This window comes from Polaromonas sp. DSP2-3-2b2 (genome assembly GCF_049895905.1).
Classification (GTDB): domain Bacteria; phylum Pseudomonadota; class Gammaproteobacteria; order Burkholderiales; family Burkholderiaceae_C; genus Polaromonas.
Map to the genome: position 1 here is coordinate 129,716 of NZ_JAFCTH010000001.1, position 24,290 is coordinate 154,005.

Annotated in this window: 17 protein-coding genes; 11 read left to right on the top strand and 6 right to left on the bottom strand. The window is 65.4% G+C overall.

The window, feature by feature from the left end; all coding sequences use genetic code 11:
* Window positions 1-218 precede the first annotated feature (218 nt).
* The 5 genes from ACP7AD_RS00650 to ACP7AD_RS00670 all read left to right on the top strand — a co-directional run bounded on the left by ACP7AD_RS00650 (window position 219) and on the right by ACP7AD_RS00670 (window position 4,412).
* Window positions 219-1,871, top strand: coding sequence for a cbb3-type cytochrome c oxidase subunit I (locus ACP7AD_RS00650; protein WP_426145257.1), 1,653 nt, complete (start codon window positions 219-221; stop codon window positions 1,869-1,871).
* On the top strand, window positions 1,861-2,463 hold the full coding sequence (locus ACP7AD_RS00655) for a cbb3-type cytochrome c oxidase subunit II (protein ID WP_426145090.1): 603 nt from the start codon (window positions 1,861-1,863) through the stop codon (window positions 2,461-2,463). Before ACP7AD_RS00650 ends, ACP7AD_RS00655 begins: the two co-directional genes overlap by 11 nt.
* A gap of 16 nt (window positions 2,464-2,479) precedes the next feature.
* On the top strand, window positions 2,480-3,088 hold the full coding sequence (locus tag ACP7AD_RS00660) for a c-type cytochrome (protein ID WP_426145092.1): 609 nt from the start codon (window positions 2,480-2,482) through the stop codon (window positions 3,086-3,088).
* 86 nt (window positions 3,089-3,174) lie between these two features.
* Window positions 3,175-3,819 carry an SCO family protein gene (locus ACP7AD_RS00665; protein WP_426145094.1) on the top strand — a complete coding sequence of 215 codons (645 nt, stop codon included), beginning with the start codon at window positions 3,175-3,177 and terminating at the stop codon, window positions 3,817-3,819.
* Window positions 3,816-4,412 carry a hypothetical protein gene (locus tag ACP7AD_RS00670; RefSeq protein ID WP_426145096.1) on the top strand — a complete coding sequence of 199 codons (597 nt, stop codon included), beginning with the start codon at window positions 3,816-3,818 and terminating at the stop codon, window positions 4,410-4,412. The genes ACP7AD_RS00665 and ACP7AD_RS00670 overlap by 4 nt, the downstream gene beginning before the upstream one ends.
* A gap of 37 nt (window positions 4,413-4,449) precedes the next feature.
* Here the strand turns inward: ACP7AD_RS00670 and ACP7AD_RS00675 are convergent, their stop codons facing one another.
* Together ACP7AD_RS00675 and xdhC are read right to left on the bottom strand one after the other, a co-directional pair.
* Complete coding sequence (locus tag ACP7AD_RS00675; RefSeq protein ID WP_426145097.1) at window positions 4,450-5,796, bottom strand: glycerate kinase type-2 family protein; 1,347 nt, start codon at window positions 5,794-5,796, stop codon at window positions 4,450-4,452.
* Window positions 5,797-5,997: 201 nt separating this feature from the next.
* Entirely contained in the window at window positions 5,998-6,858 is an 861-nt protein-coding gene (gene xdhC / locus ACP7AD_RS00680; RefSeq protein WP_426145098.1) for a xanthine dehydrogenase accessory protein XdhC, read from the bottom strand.
* 88 nt (window positions 6,859-6,946) lie between these two features.
* Here xdhC and ACP7AD_RS00685 point away from each other — a divergent pair, with 88 nt between their 5' ends.
* Entirely contained in the window at window positions 6,947-7,456 is a 510-nt protein-coding gene (locus ACP7AD_RS00685; RefSeq protein WP_426145100.1) for a hypothetical protein, read from the top strand.
* Window positions 7,457-7,729: 273 nt separating this feature from the next.
* Here the strand turns inward: ACP7AD_RS00685 and ACP7AD_RS00690 are convergent, their stop codons facing one another.
* Window positions 7,730-8,746 (bottom strand): tripartite tricarboxylate transporter substrate binding protein, encoded by a 1,017-nt coding sequence (locus ACP7AD_RS00690; RefSeq protein ID WP_426145101.1) that lies wholly within the window; start codon window positions 8,744-8,746, stop codon window positions 7,730-7,732.
* Window positions 8,747-8,967: 221 nt separating this feature from the next.
* Here ACP7AD_RS00690 and ACP7AD_RS00695 point away from each other — a divergent pair, with 221 nt between their 5' ends.
* The gene (locus ACP7AD_RS00695) at window positions 8,968-11,265 is read left to right on the top strand and encodes an NADP-dependent malic enzyme (RefSeq protein WP_426145103.1); all 2,298 of its coding nucleotides are present in this window, start codon (window positions 8,968-8,970) and stop codon (window positions 11,263-11,265) included.
* 852 nt (window positions 11,266-12,117) lie between these two features.
* On the opposite strand, the gene ACP7AD_RS00700 is transcribed toward ACP7AD_RS00695, so the two are convergent.
* The 3 genes from ACP7AD_RS00700 to ACP7AD_RS00710 form a co-directional block, all read right to left on the bottom strand.
* A complete protein-coding gene (locus tag ACP7AD_RS00700; RefSeq protein WP_426145104.1) occupies window positions 12,118-14,451 on the bottom strand; it encodes a PhoX family protein in 2,334 nt (777 codons plus the stop codon).
* Between the two features lie 192 nt (window positions 14,452-14,643).
* A complete protein-coding gene (locus ACP7AD_RS00705; protein ID WP_426145106.1) occupies window positions 14,644-15,126 on the bottom strand; it encodes a DUF1854 domain-containing protein in 483 nt (160 codons plus the stop codon).
* A 34-nt stretch (window positions 15,127-15,160) separates the two neighbouring features.
* Entirely contained in the window at window positions 15,161-17,554 is a 2,394-nt protein-coding gene (locus ACP7AD_RS00710; RefSeq protein ID WP_426145108.1) for an ABC transporter ATP-binding protein, read from the bottom strand.
* Window positions 17,555-17,888: 334 nt separating this feature from the next.
* Between ACP7AD_RS00710 and cphA (ACP7AD_RS00715) the strand changes: the two genes are divergently transcribed.
* From cphA (ACP7AD_RS00715) to ACP7AD_RS00730, 4 genes are all read left to right on the top strand, one after another.
* Complete coding sequence (cphA, locus tag ACP7AD_RS00715; protein WP_426145110.1) at window positions 17,889-20,123, top strand: cyanophycin synthetase; 2,235 nt, start codon at window positions 17,889-17,891, stop codon at window positions 20,121-20,123.
* Window positions 20,123-22,714 (top strand): cyanophycin synthetase, encoded by a 2,592-nt coding sequence (gene cphA / locus ACP7AD_RS00720; protein ID WP_426145112.1) that lies wholly within the window; start codon window positions 20,123-20,125, stop codon window positions 22,712-22,714. The genes cphA (ACP7AD_RS00715) and cphA (ACP7AD_RS00720) overlap by 1 nt, the downstream gene beginning before the upstream one ends.
* A 130-nt stretch (window positions 22,715-22,844) precedes the next feature.
* A complete protein-coding gene (locus ACP7AD_RS00725; protein ID WP_426145114.1) occupies window positions 22,845-23,675 on the top strand; it encodes an urease accessory protein UreD in 831 nt (276 codons plus the stop codon).
* Window positions 23,676-23,837: 162 nt separating this feature from the next.
* Window positions 23,838-24,290: a hypothetical protein gene (locus ACP7AD_RS00730; RefSeq protein WP_426145116.1), complete on the top strand. Its 453-nt coding sequence runs from the start codon at window positions 23,838-23,840 to the stop codon at window positions 24,288-24,290.

Below are 24,290 nucleotides of genomic sequence, written 5' to 3' on the forward strand. Positions count from 1 at the left end.
TTTTCCTGAAAGCCAGCACGGCGCTGGAATTGAGCCCGCCCTGCCCCGCCGGTGCATGAAGCATGCATTACCCATCCCATCAGGAACCGTATGAAAACCCAAGCCTTCACCTCCCAGCCTTGCTGCAAACGCAAGCCCGCTCCTGGCGCTTTTAGTTCGCATGGCTGCAACACTGGCCAGGCGGCCCAGGCTGTGCCGGCGCCGGCAGGAAACGCATGATGGACAGCGCCATCCTGAGCCTGCTGGGCGCATTTTTGCTGTCGATCATTGGCCTGTTCGTCTTCATCTGGTCTTTGCGCAAAGGACTGCTGGTCGAAAACCCGGCCGCCGCGTCGGTAATCTTTGCGCGCGGCGAGATCGGACAGGTGGACGACCCGGCGCTTCCGGACGACGCGCAAGCTGCGATGCAGCAGGCGGTCAAGAAAGGCGGCATTGAGGTGCATGCGGCTGACGCCGCCGAACTGCAGGACCGCATCACGTCTGACCAGTCGAGCGCCTTTCCGGTCTTCATGTTCATCGCCTTTGCCTGCTTCTGGCTGCTGCTGGGCTCGATCGCCGGCTTGACCTCATCGATCAAGCTGCACCAGCCCGACTGGCTGACCGACCAGGCCTGGCTGACCTTTGGCCGCATCCGCACGGTGCACCTGACCGCTGTGCTCTACGGCTGGATCAGCAATGCCGCGCTGGGCATGATCCTGTGGCTGCTGCCGCGCCTGCTGCGCACGCGGCTGCACGGTGCAATCTGGGCCATGCTGGGCGGCGCGCTCATCAACATGGGCATTGCCGCTGCCATTGGCGCCATCTCGGCAGGCTGGACCGACGGCATGGAATACCTCGAAATTCCATGGCAAATCGCCATCCTCATTTTTGTCGGCTTTGTGCTGGTGATTTTGCCGGTGCTGTTCACCTTGGTGAACCGCAAGGTCGAGCACTTGTACGTGAGCGTCTGGTACATGGTGGCGGCGCTGCTGTGGATTGCGCTGCTGTTCCTGGTCGGCAAGCTGCCGGGCGTGCACACCGGCGTGCAGCAGGCCACCACCAACTGGTGGTACGGGCACAACGTGCTGGGGCTGTGGTTCACGCCAGTCAGCGTGGGCGCGATTTACTACTTTTTACCCAAGATCATCGGCCGCCCGATCCGCTCCTACAACCTGTCGCTGCTGGGATTCTGGACGCTGGCATTCTTCTACGGCCAAGTGGGTGGCCATCACCTGATTGGCGGCCCGGTGCCGGGCTGGCTGACGACGCTGTCGATCGTGCAAAGCATCATGATGGTGATTCCGGTCGTGGCCTTCAGCATCAACATGGGCGGCACGCTCAAGGGGCGCATGCATCTGGCGCGCTACTCGCCAACGCTGCGCTTCATGATGTTTGGCGGCCTGATGTACTTTGCGTCTTCGGTGCAGGGCTCGCTCGAAGCGCTGCGCAGCGTCAACCAGATCGCGCACTTCACGCACTTCACGGTGGCGCATGCCCACCTGGGCGCTTATGCGTTTGTCACGATGGTGCTGTTCGGTGCGATTTATTTCATGATGCCGCGCGTGCTGAACTGGGAATGGCCCTACCCACGGCTGATCACGCTGCATTTCTGGCTCTCGGTGGTCGGCATTTCCATCTACTTCACAGGCCTGTCGATTGGCGGCTGGCTGCAGGGCGTCGCCATGCTGGACGCGGCCAGGCCCTTCATGGACTCGGTCACGCTGACCCTGCCCTACCTCAAATGGCGCAGCGTCGGCGGCAGCCTGATGGTGCTGGCCCACATCGTCTTCGTCGGCCACTTCCTGGCCATGGCACTGCGATTTGGACCGACACGCACCGGCGCGGCCCTTTTCCTGCAAAACAACAAAAAAGAGCTTCGCTATGGACAATGATGTCAAGCTGGTTTCCGGCGCCATGGTGGCCCTGGCAGTGGCCACGGCCGCACTGGTGGTCATGCCTTACATGGAGGTGCGCGACATCAAGCCGCCGCCCGGCCTGCAGCCCTACACCAGCGCCGAATTGCGCGGGCGGGCGGTTTACATTGCCAACGGCTGCGTTTACTGCCACAGCCAGCAGCCGCGCGACCGCCAGTTCGGCCCGGACTTTGCGCGCGGCTGGGGCCGCGCTTCGGTGCCGGGCGACTACACCTACGACAAGCCGCACCTGCTGGGCAGCATGCGGACCGGGCCGGACCTGTTCAACATCGGGGCGCGCCAGCCCAGCAAGGACTGGCATCTGGGCCACCTCTACCAGCCGCGCGCCTACACGCCGGGCTCCATCATGCCGTCCTACCCCTTCCTGTTCAACGTCAAGGATGCCAAGGAGGCCGAAAGCGAAGGCGAGCAGCCTTTGAGCCTACCCCCGGCCTATGGTCCGAACGTCGGCCAGGTGGTGGTGCCGACGCCAGAAGCGCTTGATCTGGTGAAATACCTTTTGTCGCTTAACCACACCTATCCGGTGTTGCCGCCGGCCCCCAAACCCTGATCGCGAGGCTGAAAAAATGTGGAACAAATCAGAAACTCGCCGGCAAGCCCAGCAGCGCGAAGAAGAAGACCCGTCTGAGCTCGACCGGCCCATTCCGATCATCGTTGCGCTCATCACGCTGGCGGTGGTGCTCTCTGGCGTGGCTTACATCCTGTTGTCTGAACCGTTTGGCCAGCTTGACATGGGCGACCGGCGCACACTGGCTGACCTGCGGGCGCCCGCAGCCGGGGCGCCGGGTGCCGTGGCTGATGGCAAGCAGGTCTTCAGCGTTAATTGCGCGGCCTGCCACCAGGCGACCGGCAAGGGCTTGCCGGGGGTGTTTCCGCCGCTGGACGGCTCCGAATGGGTGGTGGGCGACGAGCGCACGCTGGTCAACATCCTGCTGCACGGAATTTCTGGCGAAATTACGGTGATGGGCAACACCTACAAAGGCGCCATGCCGTCCTTCAAGCAGCTCGGCAACAATGAACTCGCTGCCGTGGCCAGCTACGTTCGCGCCGAATGGTCGAACAAGGCTGGCGCCATCAAGCCAGAGCTGTTTGAGGCCGAACGCAAGGCCAGCGACCGCAGCACGCCGTTCAACGGCGGTGCCGAGCTCAAGGCGCTGACGGCCAAGGCGCCCTGAGCTATTTTTATGAAAACCAGCGTGCGCCTTTTCACCCCGACCGGTCCCGAGCGGCGCCGCTTCACGCACACGGCGCAGCCGGCCTGATGTTCCGCTCCGCCTTGCTGAGCGCCTTGCTGGCCCTGGCCGCGTATGCCGGTTCAGCTTGGCTCACGCATGATTTCCAGGTCTGGACGGCAGAAGGCGCGCGGCGGCTTGAAGTGGCCCTGCAACCGATTGCCGCGCCTGCGCTGAAGATCGACGGCCCGGGCTTGAGACCCCAGCCGCTGTCGCAATTCCTGGCGGACGGGCAGTCGGTCACGCTGGTTGATTTTGTCTATACCCGCTGCCAGACCGTGTGCCTGGCGCTCGGCAGCGTCTACCAGCAGATGCAGGCGACGCTGCAGGCAGCGGCCAGCGCACCCGGTGCCCCGGCGCAGCGGGTGAAACTGCTGTCGATCAGCTTTGACGGGCAGCACGACAACCCGCTGGTGCTGCAGGCTTATGCAGCGCGCCTGAGCGCCGACCCACAGTTTTGGCAATTCGCCCGCCTGCCTGACGCGCAAGACACCCAGCGTCTGCTGGCCGACTTTCAGGTGGTGGTGGTGCCCGATGGGCGCGGCGATTTCGAGCACAACGCGGCGCTCTTGGTGGTCGATCAGCGCGGCCGGCTGGTGCGCATTTTTGACTATGCCGAGCAGCAGCTCGCGCTCGACTACGCCCGCCACCTGGCCAGCGCGGTTTCGCCATGAGTTGGCTGCCGCCGGCCTGGCTCGCATGGCGCCTCCCGGCCGCAGGCCTTTTGCTCGGCCTGCTGGCCCTGCCTGCAGCGCGCGACTGGCTTGAAGCCAGCATGACCCGGCACATGCTGGTGCAGTTTCCCTTGCTGGCCCTCGCCGGTTTCGGGCTGGCCGCCAGCTTGGGGCAGCACTGGGTCGAGCGCATGAATCGCTGGAACGGCCACGGCATCACCGGCCTGTTGGCCGCCGCCCTGTTGCTGGCCCTCCTGATGATTCCCCGCCTGCTGGACCTCGCGCTGGTCGATGCTTGGGTCGAGCTGGCCAAATTCCTGGCGCTGCTGGTGTGCGGCGCGGCTGTGCAGTTGTCGTGGCAGCCAGCGGGCTTGCTGGTGCAGGGATTTTTTCTGGGCAATGTGTTGCCGATGACGGTGGTTGTCGGTTACCTTTTCGAGAGTTCGCCGGTGCGCCTGTGCAATGCCTACCTGCTCGGCGACCAGGAAAGGCTGGGGCAAGGACTGGTCTGGATTGCGGCAGCCGTCGCTCTGGCCTGGTTTGCCCGCCTGGTGCTTGTGCTGATGCGCCGGGACATCGCGGCAGACGCGTAGGGCGCGACATCACAAGCCGGAAGTCAGAGGGGCTTGATTACAAAATCAATATCGCCCTGAAGTCATTGACATTGGTGAAGGTCGGCCCGCTGATGACCAGGTCATCGAGCTTTTCAAAGTAGCCATAGGCGTCGTTGCGGTCCAGGAACTGGTCCAGCTTCATGCCGGCGGCCAGCGCGCGTTGCAGCGTGTCGGGCGCGACGAAAGCGCCGGCGTTGTCCTCGACGCCGTCGATGCCGTCGGTGTCGGCCGCCAGCGCAAATACGCTGCTTTGCCCCTGCAGCGCCAGCGCTAGGCCCACGCAGAACTCGCCGGCGCGACCGCCGCGTCCCTTGGGCGTGCCCGGCGGCTGCTTGCGGATGGTCACCGTGGTTTCACCCCCGCTCAGGATCACGCACGGTTTCTGGAACGGCTCGCCGGTCTGCGCCACGGCGCGGGCCAGCGCGGCATGCACCTTGCCGACCTCACGCGACTCGCCTTCCATCTCGTCGCTCAGGATATAAGCCGCCAGACCTACAGCGCGGGCGGCTTCGGCGGCGGCTTGCAGGCTTTGCCGGGGCGTGGCAATCAGGTGGACTTCATGGCCGTCGAACAGCGGGTCGCCGGGCTTGGGGGTTTCGAGCGCGCCCTGCTCCAAAAGGCTCATGATGCCGCCGGGCACGTCGATGCCGTAGCGCTGCAAGATGGCCACCGCGTCGGCGCAAGAGCTGGCGTCGGGCACGGTCGGGCCGCTGGCAATGACCGACGGGTCGTCACCCGGCACGTCGCTGATGGTCAGCGTGACGACTCTAGCCGGCGCGCAGGCGGCAGCCAAGCGGCCGCCCTTGATGCGCGAGAGGTGCTTGCGCACGCAGTTCATCTCGCCGATGCTCGCGCCGCTGGCCAGCAAGGCCTTGTTGACGGCCTGCTTTTCTTCCAGGCTCAGCCCCTCGGCCGGCAAGGCCAGCAGCGACGAGCCGCCGCCCGAGATCAGGCACAGCACCAGGTCGTGCTCAGTCAAGCCTTGGACCATCGCCAGGATGCGCTCGGCCGCCACCTGCCCGGCTTCATCGGGCACCGGATGCGAGGCCTCGACGACCTCGATGCGCTGCGCCAGGCCCTCGGGCCGCGGCGGCACATGGTGATAACGCGTCACGACCAGGCCTTCAAGCGGTGCGTCCGCCGGCCAGAGCGCCTCGACCGCCTGCGCCATCGCGCCGCCGGCCTTGCCCGCGCCAATCACAATCGCGCGGCCGCCGCTTTCAAGCGTGGGCGGCTCGGGCAAAAACCGGGCGGTGTTGGCCAGCGGCAGGGCGCGCGTAACGGCGGCCTGGAACAGATGGTCGAGAAACTGGCGCGGCTGCGCGCGCACGTCGGAAATGGAACAAAAGCGTGTTGTGGTCATGAAATGGGTGTCTCCAGAGCGGATTGTGCCGCGCCAGACCGACAGCAGTCGTCCTTCACACCTGAACCTTTTGAAAGCGCAGCGCATTGATGCCGCAAACCCAGGCAGGCTTGGAAATCTTTGGTTTTCATGACCAAATAGTTCTTTTGCGCAAGCGCTGCTTGCGTAATCAGCTATTGATTGCATAGCATGTACCTAGCGTCACGCGCGTCCCTGCGGCTCGCCAAGCGTCTGCAACAACTGCGCCGCCACGGCGACGGCAATCACTTCGGGCTCCTTGCCGGCAATGCCCGGAACGCCAATCGGGCAGGTGATGTGCGCCAGTTCTTTGGCGCTGAAGCCGCGCGCCTCCAGGCGGTGCCTGAACGTGGCCCATTTGGTCTTGCTGCCAATCAGGCCGACAAACGGCAGGTCGGCCTCCTTGCGCTGGCGCAGCAGGCAACTGGCGATGATTTCCAGGTCTTCGGCATGGCTGAAGCTCATGACGAGCACGCGCGACTGCGGCGCCAGGCCGGCGACCGCCGACTGCACCGGCTCGGAATGCTCGCAGGCCACGCGCACCGGCAGGTCCTGCGGAAAAACACCGTCGCGGCTGTCGATCCAGCGGAGCCGGAACGGCAGCGGCGCCAGCACCCGCGCCAGCGCATGGCCGACATGGCCGCCGCCGAACAGCGCCACCGGCGTCAAGGCGATCTCCAGCGTCAGCGCCAGCGCCGGCAGGTCGCTGGCGCTGACGCGTTCAAACGCCAGATGCACCACGCCGCCGCAGCACTGGCCCAGCGAAGGCCCAAGCGCAAACCGCGCTTGCCTGGGCATGGATTCATCCGGGCAGGGGGAAGCGCCGGGCGCCGCCAGAAGGGCTCGCGCCCGCGCCATCGCCTCGAATTCCAGGTGGCCGCCGCCAATCGTGCCGACCACCGAATCGGCAAACACGCCCATCCAGGCACCGGCTTCGCGCGGCACCGAGCCCTGGGTCGAAACGACACGCACCAGCACCGCAGGCTGGCGGGCCAGCGCTGCAAAAAAGTGTTCGGCACAATGAACGCAATCGCTGAGAATCATGAATGGAAGCGTCCTGAAATAAAAACCATACGGATGGAAAACGGCAATATCGGTTCCCGGCCCGAATCACTCTTACCAAAATATACCCATGTCTGAATCTAAACCTCGCCGATTCTGGCTGCTCCGATGGCTCTCGGGTGCCGCCGCGCTGGTGGCCAGCGCCTGCAAGATGGGGCCTCCGACCCTCCCCGGTTCAGCGCCGTCCCAGCCGACCGGGGTCGTCGGGCCGGTGCCCGCTGCTCGCGGCTCGGCGCGCAATTCCTCGGCGGCGTCGCCCCGGGCCTACCGGGAAGATGGCGCCAGCCACCTGTACGGTCTCAATGCCGAGCGTATCTACAAGGGCAGGCTGCCGCCGCTGCTGTACGCCGTGGGCGTGATGAATGTGGAGATTGACCGGGTCGGCCGCGTCACCCGGCTGGACTGGATGCGCGCGCCGCGCCATGCGCCCGAAGTGATGGCCGAGATTGAACGCACCATCCGGCAGGCTTCGCCCTTCCCGGCGCCGGTCCGGCTGGGCAAGGTGGTCTACACCGACACCTGGCTGTGGCACAAGAGCGGCAAGTTTCAGCTGGACACGCTGACTGAGGGGCAGGACTGAAGGCCCCCACGGTCGCTCACTTCGTGTAGCTCCCTGCCCCCCGGGGGGGGCCGCTGCGCCTGCGGCCCGGCGAAGCCAGTTCCGCGGCCCCTGCTGGATGGGGAAGTGTCACCCCCACGCTCCCCACTTCGTGTGGTTCGCTGCCCCCGAGGGGCCGCTGCGCCTGCGGCCCGGCAAAGCCGGTTCCGCGGCCCCTGCTGGGTGGGAGGTGTCGTCCCGACGCTTGTTGAAAGGCCGCTGTTGCAGCCTTTCCCTTGCCCGCAGATGCGCGGGCTACTCGATCTTCAGGTTCTGCGTCTTCACCACATTGCGCCAGGCGCGGTAATCGGCTCCGATGAATTGGCCTAACTGCGCGGGTGAGCCGGGCGCGGCTTCGACTGCATCGACCTTGAAGCGGACCAGCACTTCGGGCAGCGCCACGACCTTGTTGATGGCTGCGTTCAGCTGGTTGACGATGGTGGGCGGGGTGCCGACCGGGGCCATCAGCGCAAAGTAGTTCACCACGTCAAAGCCTGCCAGACCGGCCTCGCTCATGCTGGGCACATTCGGCAAGGCGCTGGCGCGTTTGGCGCTGGTGACCGCCAGCGGCTTGATGCTGCCGTTGTTGATGAACGGCAGCAAGGCCGCAATGGTGCCGGTGACCAGCTGGATCTGCCCGCCAATCAAGTCCATGGTGGCCGGCGCCACGCCCCGGTAAGGAATGTGCGTGATGAAGGTGCCGGTGCGCGTCTTGAGCAGTTCGAGCACCAGGTGGTTCACGCCACCGGCACCGGCCGAGCCGTAATTGAGCACGCCGGGTTGCCGCCGGGCCAGTGCGACCAGCTCCTGCATGCTGTTGGCCGGCAGCGCGTTGTTCGCCGCCCAGACCAGCGGCCCGGTGGCAATCATGCCGACCGGCGTGAACTGGCGCAACGGGTCGTAGCGGGCGCCGGGCACCGACGCCGCGACGGTGGTGAAGGGCGACGCGGCCAGCAGCAGCGTGTAGCCGTCGGCCGGGGCCTGCGCCACGTATTGCGTGCCGATGGCCCCGGAGGCGCCTGCGCGGTTGTCCACGATAAAGCTTGCGTGCATGACCTCGCCGAGCTTTTGGGCCACCAGCCGGGCCATGGCATCGGTGCCCGCGCCGGGCGCAAAGGGCACGATGATCCGGACGGCCCGCTCCGGATACACCGTTGAAGGCGTGGACGGCGCTTGCGCCAGCGCGGCGGGCATCGACAGGCTGGCGGCTATGCCAGCGATCAGCGCCAGCATCTGGCGGCGTCCCGGTGCGCTTGTTGAACTGGGATTCATGGATGGAGCAAAAAAGTGGCGGAAAAAAGATTGTTGCCTTGACGCATGATGTCGCGATGACGCCCAGGCGCGGGCTTCAAGCGCTTGGCTTGCGGCGCAAAAAACACCGCCTTCGGGCCGTTGCAAGCCAAAAAGCGGCCACCGTCGGGCATGCGATACCGTGCATTTGCAGTACCCTTTACCGTTCTCTGCACGAGTTCAACAAAAAATCAGGAGACACCATGGACAAAGTTCTTTCCCCCGCCGAAGTAGCCCTGCGCGAAGCTGCGCGCGACTACCACCGCCTGCCCACGCGCGGCAAGATCTCGGTCAACGCCACCAAGCCCCTGTCCAACCAGCGCGACCTGTCGCTGGCCTATTCGCCCGGCGTGGCCTATCCGTGCCTGGACATCCAGGCCGACCCGTCGCTGGCGCACGACTTCACCTCGCGTGGCAACCTGGTCGGCGTGATTACCAACGGCACCGCCGTGCTGGGCCTGGGCAACATCGGCCCGCTGGCCGCCAAGCCGGTGATGGAAGGCAAGGGCTGCCTGTTCAAGAAGTTCGCCGGCATCGACGTGTTCGACATCGAACTCGACGAGAACGACCCCGACAAGCTGGTGGACATCATCGCCGCCATGGAGCCGACGCTGGGGGGCATCAACCTTGAAGACATCAAGGCGCCCGAATGCTTTTACATCGAGAAAAAGCTGCGCGAGCGCATGAACATCCCGGTGTTCCACGATGACCAGCACGGCACCGCCATCATCTCGTCGGCTGCGCTGCTCAACGGGCTGGAGCTGGTCGGCAAGGAGATCGGCGAAGTGCGGGTCGCGGTTTCAGGCGCGGGCGCCGCCGCCCTCGCCTGTCTGGACGTGATGGTCGGCCTGGGCGTCAAGCGCGAGAACATCTATGTCTGCGACTCCAAGGGCGTGATCTACCAGGGCCGGCCCGGCGGTTTTGACGAATCTAAGGCGCGTTTCGCGCAGACGGGCGACGAGCGCACCATGGCCGATGCGGTCAACGGCGCCGACGTGTTCCTGGGCTGCTCGGCGCCGGGTGTGCTGACGCAAGACATGGTCAAAACCATGGCCAGCAAGCCCATCATTCTCGCGCTGGCCAACCCCGAGCCTGAAATCCGGCCCGAGCTGGCCAAGGCGGTGCGGCCCGACTGCATCATTGCCACCGGCCGCTCGGACTACCCGAACCAGGTCAACAACGTGCTGTGCTTTCCGTACATCTTTCGCGGCGCGCTCGACTGCGGCGCGACCAAGATCACCGAAGCCATGAAGCTGGCCTGCGTGCGCGAGATCGCCAACCTGGCCAAGGCCGATATCAGCGAGGAAGTGGCCCGCGCCTATGCCGGGCAAGAGCTTTCTTTTGGCCCCGACTACCTGATCCCGACGCCGTTTGACTCACGCCTGATCCTGCGCATCGCCCCGGCCGTGGCCAGGGCAGCCGAAGCGTCCGGCGTCGCCACCCGCCCCATTGAGGACATGGACGCCTACCGCCAGAGCCTGAGCCGCTTTGTCTATTCAACCGGCATGCTGATGCGGCCGGTGTTTGGCGCGGCGCAGGCCTCTAGCGCCAAGCGCGTGGCCTATGCCGAGGGCGAGGACGAGCGCGTGCTGCGCGCCGCCCAGCTGGCGCTCGACGACGGCATTGCCACGCCCATCCTGATTGGCCGCCCGGCCGTGATCGAGGCGCGCATCCTCAAGGCCGGCCTGCGCCTGCGCCTGGGCAAGGACGTGGAATGCGTCAACCCCGAGGACGATGCGCGCTTTCGCCAGTACTGGGAAACCTACCACCGGCTGCTGGGCCGCGAAGGTGTCAGCCCCGAGGCGGCCAAGGCCGCCGTGCGCCGCTCGACCACCAGCATTGCCGCGCTGATGGTCAAGCTGGGCGACGCCGACGCCATGCTGTGCGGCCTGCACGGCCGCTTCGACGTGCACCTGGACCATGTGCGCGACATCATCGGCCTCAAAGCGGGCGCGCCCGGTTTTGCCACGCTCAATGCGCTGATGCTGCCCAAGCACACGCTGTTCATCGCCGACACCTTCGTCAACGAAGACCCGAACGCCGAGCAGCTCGCCAGCATTGCACTGATGGCCGCTAGCGAAGTGCGCCGCTTCGGCCTGCCGCCCAAGGTGGCCTTTTTGTCGCACTCCAACTACGGCTCGTCCAAACGCGCATCGGCGCTCAAGATGCGCCGGGCGCGCGAGTTGTTCGCCAAGATGGCGCCCGACATCGAATGCGACGGCGAGATGCATGGCGACGCCGCCCTGTCCGAGACGATTCGCCGCAACTCGCTGATGGACACTACCCTGACCGGCGAAGCCAACATCCTGATCTGCCCGAACTTGGATGCCGCCAACATCTTGTTCAACGTGCTGAAGGTGACGGGCGGCGAAGGCATCACGGTCGGTCCGATCCTGCTGGGCGCGGCCGCCACGGTGCATGTGATGACGCCGTCGGCGACGGTGCGGCGGATTTTGAACATGACGGCGCTGGCCGTGGCCAACGCGGGCGCGGTGCGCTGAAGGCGCGATTTTTGCGCGGCCGCCTGCCGTGCTCCCTCTCCCCGCTGGGGAGGGCTGGGGTGGGGGCTGCACCCGAATCTGGGCTTCATCCCGGACCTGAGCGGTCAGGTTACAAGCTTGAGCATGTTTTTAGCCTCTTGCGCAATGGCAGCCTTCGCAAGCTGCTATTAATTTTGCAATGTTTGGCTGGATTGCCATGGATAACTATGGATAAAAAATGGGCACAAGACTTGCCGCAGTCCACCAGGCATGGAGACTCGTTCCCGAGCAAGTGACAGGACCGATGGCATTCAGCAAAGACGCCACGGTCCAGATTCAGAAATCCTTTCGACCTTACCCTCATCTTCGAGTTTTCGCATGAGTGCGACCACCCAGTACTGCTGATTTGATGATGTTGCTTTCTTGCATTCGCCCCAGTCAAACCCGCAGGCTCGAAAAATGAGAGACAGCCTAATTCCCTCGCGACCTGGTTGACAAAGATCCGCGGATTGCATGAACTCATATACAAGCGCCTTTGCCTCGATCCGAAGCTGGTTTCCTCTTATTTCGAATTCCTTCACTACATCTTCTCCTTCTAGTTGAACTCGTTTTGGGGCTGTTGGAGTATCCCGAACCAATCAAACCAACACAGGATGCCGCATGAAAGTTCAAATCACATTATTGAACATCTTCATGGATAGCCCCGTTCGGATGTGCTAAATCAGCTATTAATTCAGTAGCATATTGCGCCCTTCCAGCCTGCGCAAAATCTCTATTTCATTCGCAAATCTAAAAAAATCCCTGGCGGCAGACGCGACAGCGGCGGGAGACCTTTCGATCCGCTGCCGCATAAAAAAACCTCCGCTGAAAACCTTACAGCCCGATCACACCGCCGTCGTTTTTCGTGATCATCACCGTGGCCGAGCGCGGGCGCGCCGTGGCGCCGCCGGGGCCGTAGGCGGCGGCAATGCCCGCGCCATTGCCAGGCCAGCTGCTTTCATACGCGCCGGCCGCGTACGTGGCGGCCGAGGTGTTCTCACCGGGGTGCTGGATGTTGATGAACAGCGCGCGGCCGTCGGGCGATTCGGCCAGGCCAGTGACTTCCGAGCCGGTGGGTGCGGTCAGGAAGCGCTTGAAAATGGTGTCGTTCATTTTCTTGCCGGCAAAGGTCGTGACGGTGACGGGCGCCGTGCCTGCCGCGCCGGGCTTGCCGTTGGCCTGGTTGACCACATCGACTTTTCCGCCATCGCCGTGGCGGCCCGGAACGGCGGCCAGCAGCATGCAGTTGGTCACGTCGGTGAAGGTGTTGTCATCGGTCTCGATCCACAGGATGCCGCTGGCGCGCGAGAACCAGCAGCCGTCGGGCTTGGACAGGTCGTTGAATTCGCTCAGGCTAGACAAGTTGACGTTCTTCTGGTAGTTGACGTTGTCCAGCCCGATGTCGGCGCTGGCCTGGCTGCCGAACAGGAAAATATCCCAGTTGAAGCTGGTGGCTGCTGCGTTGTCGCCGGTTTCGCGCATGCGCATGACCTGGCCGTTGACATTGCCCTTTTGCGTACTGGGGGCGGCGTTTTGCGAGGAAACGCCTTTGTTGTCGAGCCAGTAGCGCGGAAAGGCCGGGTCCACATTCGGGTTGGGCTGGTTGTTGGCACTTAGGCTGCCGACGTTGCCACGGTCGGGGTTTTCGGTCATGGTGATGTAGATTTCGCCGTTGGCCGGGTTCACCGCCGTCCACTCGGGGCGGTCGCACTTGGTGGCGCCGGCGGCATCGGCGGCCAGCCGGGCATTGACCACCACATCGGCCAGGTCGGCAAAGGCATAGGCCACGTTGCCAGCGATGGCTGGATTGCTCAGGTCGAGCTTGAGCCAGGTGCCCGTGCCGTCGGCATTGAACTTGGCGGCGAACAAGGTGCCTTCGCCCAGGTACTTGGCGCCGGTCGCCATGCGGTCGGCCGGGTTGGCGTCGGCGGCGGACCAGACGGCCTTGGACACGTATTTATAGACATATTCGCTGCGCGAGTCGTCGCCCATGTAAAAGGCCAGCGGCTGGCCTTCCACCGGGTTGCTCGGCCAAGCGCCTTCGTGCGCGAAGCGGCCCAGCGCCGTGTGCTTGGCCGGCGTCGCGTTGGGGTTGTAGGGGTCGATCTCGACCACCCAGCCGAAGGTGTTGTGGGTGTTGCGGAAATCGTCGCTGCCATCGACCGACGTGCCGGTCTTGCTGGCATCCCAGCGGGCGTATTCGGTGTTGGCCGCATCGGCCGGCACCACCGTGGCCCAGCGCTGGCCGCCGGGCGCATTCTGGTTCAGGCCGATGCGCTTGAAGGCGGTCAGTTCATTGGCGCTGCGCTGGGCGTCGTCGGTGGCGCTGCGGCGGAAAAAGCCGGCAAAGTTTTCCTCGCAGGTCAAATAAGTGCCCCAGGGCGTGTAGCCGCTGGCGCAGTTGCCGATCATGCCGCGCGTCATGGTTCCATCAGGCGAATACTTGGTTTTCAGCAGCGCCGAGCCACGAGCCGGGCCGCCCAGCGTCATGGGCGTGCGCGGCGTGACGCGGCGGTTGAAGCTAGAAGCCTTGACCACGCCAAACCGGCCGCCGGCCTTGGCGATCTCGACGACCGATGCGCCGTGCGCCTCGACTTCCTTCAGGGTTTCGGCTTCGGGGCGCGGGCCGGCGCTGGCGCCGAGGTTGGTCTGGCCCTTGGGGTGCATGAACTGTACCGTACCGTTGATGGCTTCGTGGTTGATGCACATCAGCGCGCGGCTGTTGCTGCTGGCGGCGGGCTTGCCGTCAGCACTCAGGCCAAAATAATGCATGCCGTCGTGGTGGTCGCCGCTGCGGCGTCCAAAATTGCCGTCGCTGCCGTCGTTTTTGTAGTCGCTAACCGATGCGTCGATGGAGTCGCCGGTGGCGTAGATCACGGTGGCGGTGTAGCCCTCGGGCACGGTGACGCGGTCCACCAGTGATTTGCCGACCGCGCCAAAGCCCAGCACCGGCCTAGAGGCGGAGGCCAGCGGGTTAACGGCGCAGGCGCTCAGGCCCAGCGAGCCCAAGCTGGCCATCGTCAGCGCGCCGACACCGCCTTTGAGGACGTGGCGGCGGTGCATGCGGGCGGCCATCACGTCATGCAGGCTGGCATTGGCACTGGCGTTGTTTTCCAGGTCATCCGGGTCAATCGGTGCGGCGGACGTGGGCGTGAATAATTTGTTCATGGTGGTCGCTTCTGGTTGACGATGAAATCCCTGGGGGCAGGGTGCTGTCGGCTTGTGACAAAACCGTGACAGAACCGTGACAACGCCGGACGCGGTGAACCGCCGAGCGGCGGGGCGCCGATGAATGCACCTTCAAGCTATTGAATCAATAGCTGACTGCGCACGCTGGGCCTGCGCAAAAGCCATATTTCATTATAAAAACCGCTCCAGCAGCCGGCGCGACGCCTTGTCCAGCGCCGTCATGTCGGCAATGCGGTACTGCACGCCTTCGCTGGCGGCGATCAGCAGTTCGCTGCCTTTGAGCCGGCGGATGTCTTCCTCGCCCTTGAGCACGAAGGCCGTGTTGCCCCGGTCGGTTTCCACCGTCCAGGTGCTGGGCGTGCCGAAGGACGACACGCTCACCAGCCGCTGGATTTCCGGCACGAAGTCGCGCAGCGCCAGTTCCTCCTGCAGCAGCAGCCGCACCGCCGCCGGCAGGGCCGACAGCTGCTCGATCCAGACCAGTTCATGGCCCTCGGTGCTGACCAGTGAAATGCCTTCTTCGGGCGCGGCCAGCGGAAAGGCGCGCACCGGCACGACGCCCTGGTGCACCTCGCCATGCGGGCTGATGTACTTCAGCCGGCCCGAGGCTTCGCGCTGAAGCTGGAAAGCGGGAATGAAGGTGAAATTGGTCATGGTTAGTGCGTCCTTTTTCCGCGCTGCCGCGCTGTCACGGGGTGCCGGTCTGCTGCGGCGCACGCTGAGCGGTGTGTTCCACCTGCGCCGTGGCTATGGCGATCAGGCTTTCCTGCGCTGTAGCGTCCGTCTCTTCGGTATCGACTTGGCGCGCCTGCGCCTCGTACAGCCGCCAGTAGTGGCCCTGGCGCGCCATCAGTTCCTCGTGCGGCCCGACTTCGACCACCTGCCCCCGGTCCATCACCACCAGCCGGTCGGCCTTGCGCAGGGTGGACAGGCGGTGGGCAATCGCAATCGTCGTGCGGCCTTGCACCAGGTTATCCAGCGCTTTCTGGATTTCCTTTTCGGTTTCGGTATCGACCGACGAGGTGGCTTCGTCCAAAATCAAAATGCGCGGGTCGATCAGCAGGGCGCGCGCAATCGAGATGCGCTGGCGCTCGCCGCCCGACAGACCCTGGCCGCGCTCGCCGACCAGCGAGTCGTAGGCCTGCGGCAGCCGCAGGATGAATTCATGCGCATGGGCGGCACGCGCGGCGGCGACGATCTCGGCGCGGCTGGCGCCGGGCTTGCCGTAGGCGATGTTCTCGGCGATCGTGCCGAAAAACAAAAACGGCTCCTGCAGCACCAGACCGATGTGGCGCCGGTAGTCGGCCACGGCAAAGCGCCGGATGTCGGTGCCATCGACCTGGATGGCGCCGTCGCTCACATCGTAAAAGCGGCACAGCAGGTTGACCAGCGTGCTCTTGCCCGAGCCGCTGTGGCCGACCAGGCCGATCATCTCGCCGGGTTTTATTTCCAGGTCCAGGCCGCGAATCACCGAACGGTTGCCGTAGCGAAAGCCCAGGCCCTTCATTTCAATGCGGCCCTGCAACTTGTCGATCTTCACCGGCTGCGACGGTTCGGGCACGTTGGACACATGGTCCAGGATGTCAAAAATGCGCTTGGCGCCGGCCGCCGCCTTTTGCGTGACCGAGACAATCCGGCTCATCGAATCGAGCCGGCCGTAGAAGCGCCCGATGTAGGCAATGAAGGCGGTCAGCACGCCGACCGTGATCTGCTGCTTCGACATCAGCCAGATGCCGAAGGCCCAGACCACCAGCAGGCCCATTTCGGTCAGCAGCGACACCGTGGGCGTGAACAGCGACCAGACCTTGTTGAGCTTGTCGTTCACCGCCAGGTTGTGCTGGTTGACGACGCGAAAGCGCTCGGCCTCGCGCTTTTCCTGCGCAAAGGCCTTGACCACGCGGATGCCGGGAATGGTGTCGGCCAGCACATTGGTCACGTCCGACCAGACGCGGTCGATTTTCTCGAAGCCGGTGCGCAGCTTGTCGCGCACCACGTGGATCATCCAGCCGATGAAGGGAAGCGGCAGCAAGGTGGCCAGCGCCAGATACGGGTTGATCGAAAACAAAATGGCAGCGGTCATGCCGATCATCAGCACGTCGGTGGCGAAGTCCAGCGCATGCAGCGACAAGAACACGCAGATGCGGTCGGTTTCCGAGCCGATGCGCGACATCAGGTCGCCCGTGCGCTTGGCGCCGAAATAGTCCAGCGACAGCTCCAGCAGATGGTCAAACGTGGCGGTGCGCAGATCGGCGCCGATGCGCTCGGACACCAGCGCCAGCAAATAGGTGCGCGCCCAGTTCAGCGCCCAGCCCAGCACTGCCGCGCCCAGCAGCGCGCCCAAAATCAGGCCGACCTTGCCCGGCTCGATCTGCTGGCCGTTCTGGAACGGGATCAATATGTCGTCCATCAGCGGAATCGTCAGGTAAGGCGGCACCAGGGTGGCGGCGGTCGAGGCCAGTGTCAGCAAAAAGCCCGACAGCAGCTGCCAGCGGTAGGGCCGGGCAAAGCGCCACAGCCGCAGCAGCACCCAGGTCGAGGGCGGTGTGTGGACCTTGCCCTGAGCGCAGGCCGGGCATTCGTCGCTGTCTGGCGGCAGCGGCGCATCGCATTCGGGGCACAGGGGAAGCTCGTGGCCCGCGCGGTCCAGCTCAATCGCCTTGAGCCGGGCCGCGCTGGCCTGGCGCTGGGCCTGCTGCTGCGCGAACAGCCGCACCATGCGCAAGGCCTGCGGATTCGCACCCAGGGTGAAGCGCCACTTGGCCAGGCGCCGTGAAGGCTCGCCCTGGACATCATGCAGTTCCAGCGTTCCGACACCGGCATGGTCGAAATGGCGCAAATCGAGCTTCTGGATGGGCTCGTCGTCAGGGTTCTGGAGAAACAGGCTGGACCAGTTACCGGCAGCATTGCGGGACAGCAGGCGGCGGTCCGTCAGGACCAGCGCGCCGGCGGCAAAACGCAGCGCCTGGTCCAGGTCAACCAGCAGGCTGCACAAAACGTTCTCTTGGGTTGCCAGTTGCGATGCAAGCCCTGCGAGTGCCGGGTCGTCGGAACTGGAATCTTCCATAGGGTGCTGATGTTGCATGTTGTCTCGAATTCATTTTCCGGTCATGACCGTGTTGCCGGTTGCGGCCCCGATACCCTGAGGGCTACGGACGCGGTGCGAAAGGCATTCAAAACAGCGATTTTCGCCCAAACGGCCTGCCCGCCCGAGAAGTTAACCCCCATCAGCCATGGCAGGCCCCGCCCGTGAAATCCTGAATTCGTAAAGCGGCACAATGAGGCCGGCCCTATGGATCACGATGACCTAACCATCGCTGCCCACACTTTTTTCCCCGCACCCCTGACCGGCATGTCGCCGGACTGGAACCAAAACGTTGCACCGGCCCAGCCGGTTGACCTTAAAAATTTTGCCCACCATGCGCAAACTGGACGATATCAAGTTACTCCGCATCCATTACCTGCGCGGACCCAACATCTGGACCTACCGGTCGGTGCTGGAAGTCTGGCTGGACCTGGGCGCGCTGGAAGACTTTCCAAGCAACCTGCTGCCGGGCTTCAACGACCGGCTGCTGGGCCTGCTGCCGGCGCTGCTGGAGCACCACTGCGGCGTCGGCGAGCGCGGCGGTTTTCTTCAGCGTCTGAATGAAGGCACCTGGACCGGCCATGTGCTCGAACACGTGGTGATCGAGCTGCTCAACCTGGCCGACATGCCGACAGGTTTCGGCCAGACCCGCAGCACCTCGACGCACGGCGTGTACCGCATGGTGTTTCGCGCGCGCGACGAGCAGGTGGCCCGCACCGCGCTGGCCCAGGGCCATCGGCTGCTCATGGCCGCCATCAACGCCGAAGCCTACGACGCGGCCGAGGTGCAAGCGGCCGTGCAGGCCATCCGCGACCAGATCGACGACTGCTACCTCGGCCCCAGCACGGCGGCCATCGTCGCGGCCGCGACCGATCGGGGCATTCCGCACATCCGCCTGAACGACGGCAACCTGGTGCAGCTTGGCTACGGCGCGAGCCAGCGGCGCATCTGGACGGCCGAGACCGATCTGACCAGCGCGATTGGCGAAAGCATTGCCCACGACAAAGACCTGACCAAGAGCCTGCTGGCCAGCTGCGGCGTGCCGGTGCCCGAAGGCGAGATCGTGAGCAGCGCCACGGAAGCCTGGGAAGCTGCGCGGGACATCGGCCTGCCGGTGGTCGTCAAGCCGTCGGACGCCAACCACGGCCGGGGCGTGTCGCTGGACCTGAACACCCGCGAACAAGTCGAGGCGGCCTTTGCCATCGCCGAACCTGAAGGCAGCGACGTGATGGTCGAGCGCTATGTGCGCGGCCATGAACACCGCCTGCTGGTCGTGGGCGGCCGCGTGGTGGCCGCCGCGCGCGGCGAGGTGGCATCGATCACGGGCGACGGCCGGCTGAGCGTCAGGCAGCTGATCGACGAACAGCTCAACAACGACCCGAGGCGCGGCGCCGGCGAGGATTTTCCGCTCAGCCCGATTGATACGGCCGTGGACGCCGCCATCGTGCTGGAATTGCAGCGCCAAGGCTTCGCGCCCGATGACACCCCGCCGGCCGGCCGCCAGCTGATGGTGCAGCGCAACGGCAATGTGTCCATCGACTGCACCGACGAGGTGCATCCCGAGGTTGATTACATCGTCTCGCTGGCCGCCCGCGTGGTCGGCCTGGACATCGCCGGCATCGATGTGGTGGCGCAGGACATCTCGCGCCCGCTGCATGCCCAGGGCGGCGCGATCGTCGAGGTCAACGCCGGCCCCGGCCTGTTGATGCATCTCAAGCCCGCGCAGGGCGCGCCCCGGCCGGTGGGCCGCGCCATTTGCGACCACCTGTTTGCGCGCAACGCCGAAACGCCAGACCACCGCAGCCAGGGCAGCGACGGCCGCATTCCCATCGTCGGCATTGCCGGCACGGCCGGCACGCAGCACATTGCGCGGCTGGTGGCGTGGCTGCTGCACCTGTCGGGCCGCTACACCGGCCTGGCCTGCCGGGACGGCCTGTTCCTGGACCAGCGCCGCGTGGAAAGCGCCGACAACACGAACTGGGAAGCCGGCCAGCGCCTCTTGATCAACCGGGCGGTGCAGGCCGCCGTGTTTGAAAACGGCGCCGACACGATCCTGCGCACCGGCCTGGCCTATGACCGCTGCCAGGTCGGCGTGGTCACCGACTTGGGCGGCGCTGCCGGGCTGGCGGAATTCGACATTCTTGACGACACGCAGATGTTCAAGGTCCTTCGCTCGCAGGTCGATGTGGTGCTGCCCGGCGGCGCGGCGGTGCTCAATGCCACCGATGCCGGCGTGGTGGAGATGCAGCAGCTGTGCGACGGGGAAGTGATCTTTTACAGCAGCGACCCGGGCGTGGCGGCCATCGCCGCGCACCGCGCCAGCAACGGCCGCACCGTGTTTGTGCGGCAAAACCAGGTCGTGCTGGCCACCGGCGGGGCCGAGTCCTTCCTGCCCGGCCTGGGCAAACTCAGTGCCTGGTGCAAGCGCCATGCAAAAAGCGGCATCACCGAGCCTTCGCTGCTCGCCGCCGTCGCCACGGCCTGGGCGCTTGATATTCCGCTCAATTTGATTGGCGCGGGCATCGAGGCTTTTGAATCCAACCCACTACCTGCCGGGAGGGCAGTCTGATGGAAGTTTCCCGCATCCGGGCCCTGCGCGGCCCCAACCTCTGGAGCCGGCGCACGGCCCTTGAAGCCATCGTCGCCTGCACGCTTGAGGAATGCTGCATCGACAGCCTGAGCGGCTTCGAGCCGCGCCTGCGGGCACTGTTTCCGGACATCGGCATTTTGCGCGAGACCGGCCACACCGGGCCGTTGTCGCTGGCGCATGCGCTTGAAGCGGCCACGCTGGCGTTGCAGGCCGCCGCCGGCTGCCCGGTCACCTTCAGCCGCACTTCGGCGACGCTGGAGCCAGGCACCTACCAGGTCGTGGTCGAGTACAGCGAGGAAGCGGTGGGCCGCCTGGCCTTCAAGCAGGCCCAGGCGCTGCTCCTTGCGGCCCTGCAGGACGCGCCGTTCGACTTGCAGGCCGCCATTGCCCGTTTGCGCGACCTTGATGAAGACGAGCGCATGGGGCCGAGCACCGGCGCGATTGTCGAGGCCGCCCTGGCGCGCGGCATTCCCTACCGGCGCCTGACCAAGGGCAGCATGGTGCAGTTTGGCTGGGGCTCGCGCCAGCGCCGCATCCAGGCCGCCGAACTCGACAGCACCAGCGCCGTGGCCGAATCGATTGCACAGGACAAGGACCTGACCAAAAAACTGCTGCGCGCCGCCGGCGTTCCGGTGCCGCTGGGCCGTCCGGCCAGCAATCCGGACGATGCCTGGGCCGCAGCGCTGGAGGTCGGCCTGCCGGTGGTGCTCAAGCCGCAGGACGGCAACCAGGGCAAGGGCGTGACGGTCAACATCACGACGCGCGAGCAGCTCGACATGGCCTGGCGCGCCGCCGCCGAGCATGGCGAGGTGCTGGTCGAGCGCTTCCTGCCGGGCTGCGACTTTCGCCTGCTGGTCGTGGGCAGCAAGCTGGTCGCCGCATCGCGGCGCGAGCCGCCGCAGGTGGTGGGCGACGGCCGGCACACGGTGCGCGAGCTGGTCGATATCGTCAACCAGGACCCCAGGCGCGGCGAAGGCCATGCCACCTCGCTGACCAAGATCCGCTTTGACGACATTGCCGTGGCCCGGCTCGATGTGCAGGGCTTGAGCCCCGAATCGGTTCCGGCCAAGGGGCAGCGCGTCATCCTGCGCAACAACGCCAACCTGAGCACCGGCGGCACCGCCACCGATGTGACCGACGAAGTGCATCCCGAGGTCGCCGCCCGCGCCGTGGCGGCCGCGCAGATGATTGGCCTGGACATCTGCGGCGTCGATGTGGTGTGCGAAAGCATGCTCAAGCCGCTGGAAGCGCAAAACGGCGGCGTGGTCGAGGTCAATGCCGCGCCCGGCCTGCGCATGCACCTGTCGCCGTCTTACGGCAAGGGCCGCGCCGTGGGCGCCGCCATGGTGGACGAGCTGTTTCCTGCCGGCGAGAACGGCCGCATTCCGGTGATTGCCGTGACCGGCACCAACGGCAAGACCACCACCACGCGCCTGATCGCCCACCTGCTGGCCGCGCACGGGCTGCGCACCGGCATGACAAACACCGACGGCGTGTACATCAACGGGCGGCAGACCGACAGCGGCGACTGCAGCGGCCCGAAAAGCGCGCGCAACGTCCTGATGCACCCCGACGTGGACGCCGCCGTGTTCGAGGTCGCGCGCGGCGGCGTGCTGCGCGAGGGCCTGGGCTTTGACCGCTGCGAAGTCGCCGTGGTCACCAACATCGGCAGCGGCGACCACCTGGGGCTGAACTACATCACCACGGTCGAAGACCTGGCGGTCTTGAAGCGCGTGGTCGTGCAGAACGTCGCGCCCACGGGTTATGCGGTGCTTAACGCGGCCGACGCCATCGTCGCCAAAATGGCCAAGGCCTGCCCCGGCAAGGTGATCTTTTTTGCGGCCGACCGCCATCAACCGCTGATGGCGACACACCGCGCGCAGGGCAAGCGCACGGTGTTTGTCGATGGCGCCATGCTGGTGGCCGCCGAAGGCTCGCGCGTCGAGCGCATCGCGCTGCAGGGCATTCCAGTGACGCGCGGCGGCACCATCGGCTTTCAGGTCGAGAACGTGATGGCGGCGGTGGCGGCGGCCTGGGCCGTCAACCTGAGCTGGGACACGATCAAAAGCGCCCTGGCCAGCTTTGTGACCGACTCCCACAACGCGCCCGGCCGCTTCAACGTGATGGACTACGCCGGCGCCACGGTGATTGCCGACTACGGCCACAACCCTGACGCCATGCAGGCGCTGGTGGCGGCGGTCAACGCCATGCCGGCGCAGCGCCGCAGCGTGGTCATCAGCGGCGCGGGCGACCGGCGCGACAGCGACATCACCGGCCAGACGGCCATTCTGGGCGCGGCGTTCGACGAGGTGATCCTGTACCAGGACGCGGCCCAGCGCGGCCGGGCCGACGGCGAGGTGATGGCGCTGCTGCGCGAAGGCCTGCAGGACGCCAGCCGCGCGGTGCGTATCGACGAAATACGCGGCGAGTTCGCCGCCATCGACGAGGCACTGTCGCGCCTGCAGCCGGGCGACCTGTGCCTGGTGCTGGTCGATCAGGTGCAAGAAGCGCTGGAACACCTGGCACTGCGCATCGCTGAAGCGAAGGACAAGCTGCTGGCGCTTCCCTGAAGCCACGGCGGCCGCCGACCGAAACTTTTAATGAAACAGGCCTCTTGCGCTCGTTCCACGGGCGTCACCAGCTATTAATTTAGTAGCGTCTTGAGCGCCTTCCGGCCAACTGTCGCGTTAAACTGCAGCGATGACATGGAACGCAACCCTCGCACTCGACTACACGCTGCAGGCTGAAAAAACCGTCGCCCATTTTCGCCACAGCGGCCCGCTGCGCATCCTGCAAAGCCTGTACCCCGAAGGCGACGGCATCTGCCACAACGTCATCGTCCATCCACCCGGCGGGCTGGTCGGCGGCGACACGCTGGACTTGGCGTTCAGCGCCGGGCCGGGCGCGCATGGCCTGGTCACCACGCCCGGCGCCACGCGCTTTTACCGCTCCACCGGCGCGCCCGCGCTGCAGCGCACCCGGCTGTCGCTGCAGGCCGGCGCACGCATGGAATGGCTGCCGCTCGAAGCGATCGGCTACAGCGGCTGCCTGGCGGAAAACCGCTTGAGCCTGGATCTTGCGCCCGGCGCCGAACTGATCGGCTGGGACGTGACGGCCTTCGGCCTGCCCGCTGCCAGCCTGCCGTTTGCGCAGGGCAGCTTTTGCCAGCACATCGAAATGCCCGGCGTGTGGCTGGAGCGCGGGCGCCTCAAAGCCAGCGACACGCTCTTGATGGACAGCCCGCTGGGCCTGGCGGGCCACCGCTGCATGGCGTCGATCTTTTTCGTGGCCGGCAGCAAGCTGGAGCGAAACCGCCGGCAGGCCGCGCTGGAGATGGCGCGCGAAGTCATCGAGGCGCATGAACTGCGCGCCACGGCAGGCGCCACCAGCCCCAATGGGCAGGTGGTTGTCGTCAGGGTGCTGGCGCCGCTGGTCGAGCCGGCAATGGCATTGCTCAGGCAGGTCTGGCAGGCCTGGCGCGGCCATTTCTGGCAGCAGCCGGCGTCCATGCCGCGCATCTGGTCGATGTGATGCAAGGCCCTCAGGCGTTTGACTTTTGAGCACCCGTGCTGAAAGACATGTCCTACAACTAAATCCGGCATTGCACGTGCCCGGCCCGCCGCATTTCCTCTCAAGCTGCAAAGCCTTGTGGTTTCACACTCTTTTTATAAATCTTTATCTGGAGTCCCGATCATGTTCTCGTCGCTCAAGCCCCGTTGCCTGGCCTCTTCGCGGCTCAACCGTCTGGGCAAGGGTGTCAGCTATTTCGGACTCACCGCCCTGCTGGCCATGAGCGCTGCCACTGCCCAGGTTGCCCCCCTGGACACCACCGGCCTGGATGCCTCGGGCAATGCCAGGAGCGAAATGGCGGCCTGCAAGAGCGGCAAGACCCAGCAGGACCGGGCGGCTTGCCTGCGGGAAGTGCGCAATGCAAATGCGGAAAAGCGCGCCGACAAGCTGGGTAATCGGGGTAATGGCACTGACTACACCGCCAACGCCATGCGGCGCTGCGAAGTATTCAAGGACACCGAAGACACAGCCGCCTGCCGTGCGCGTGTCGAGGCGCAGGCCACTCTGGACGGCAGCGTGGCCGGCGGCGGCGTGCTGCGCCAGAGCGAAACCGTGGTGCCTGCCGCACCCCGCTAA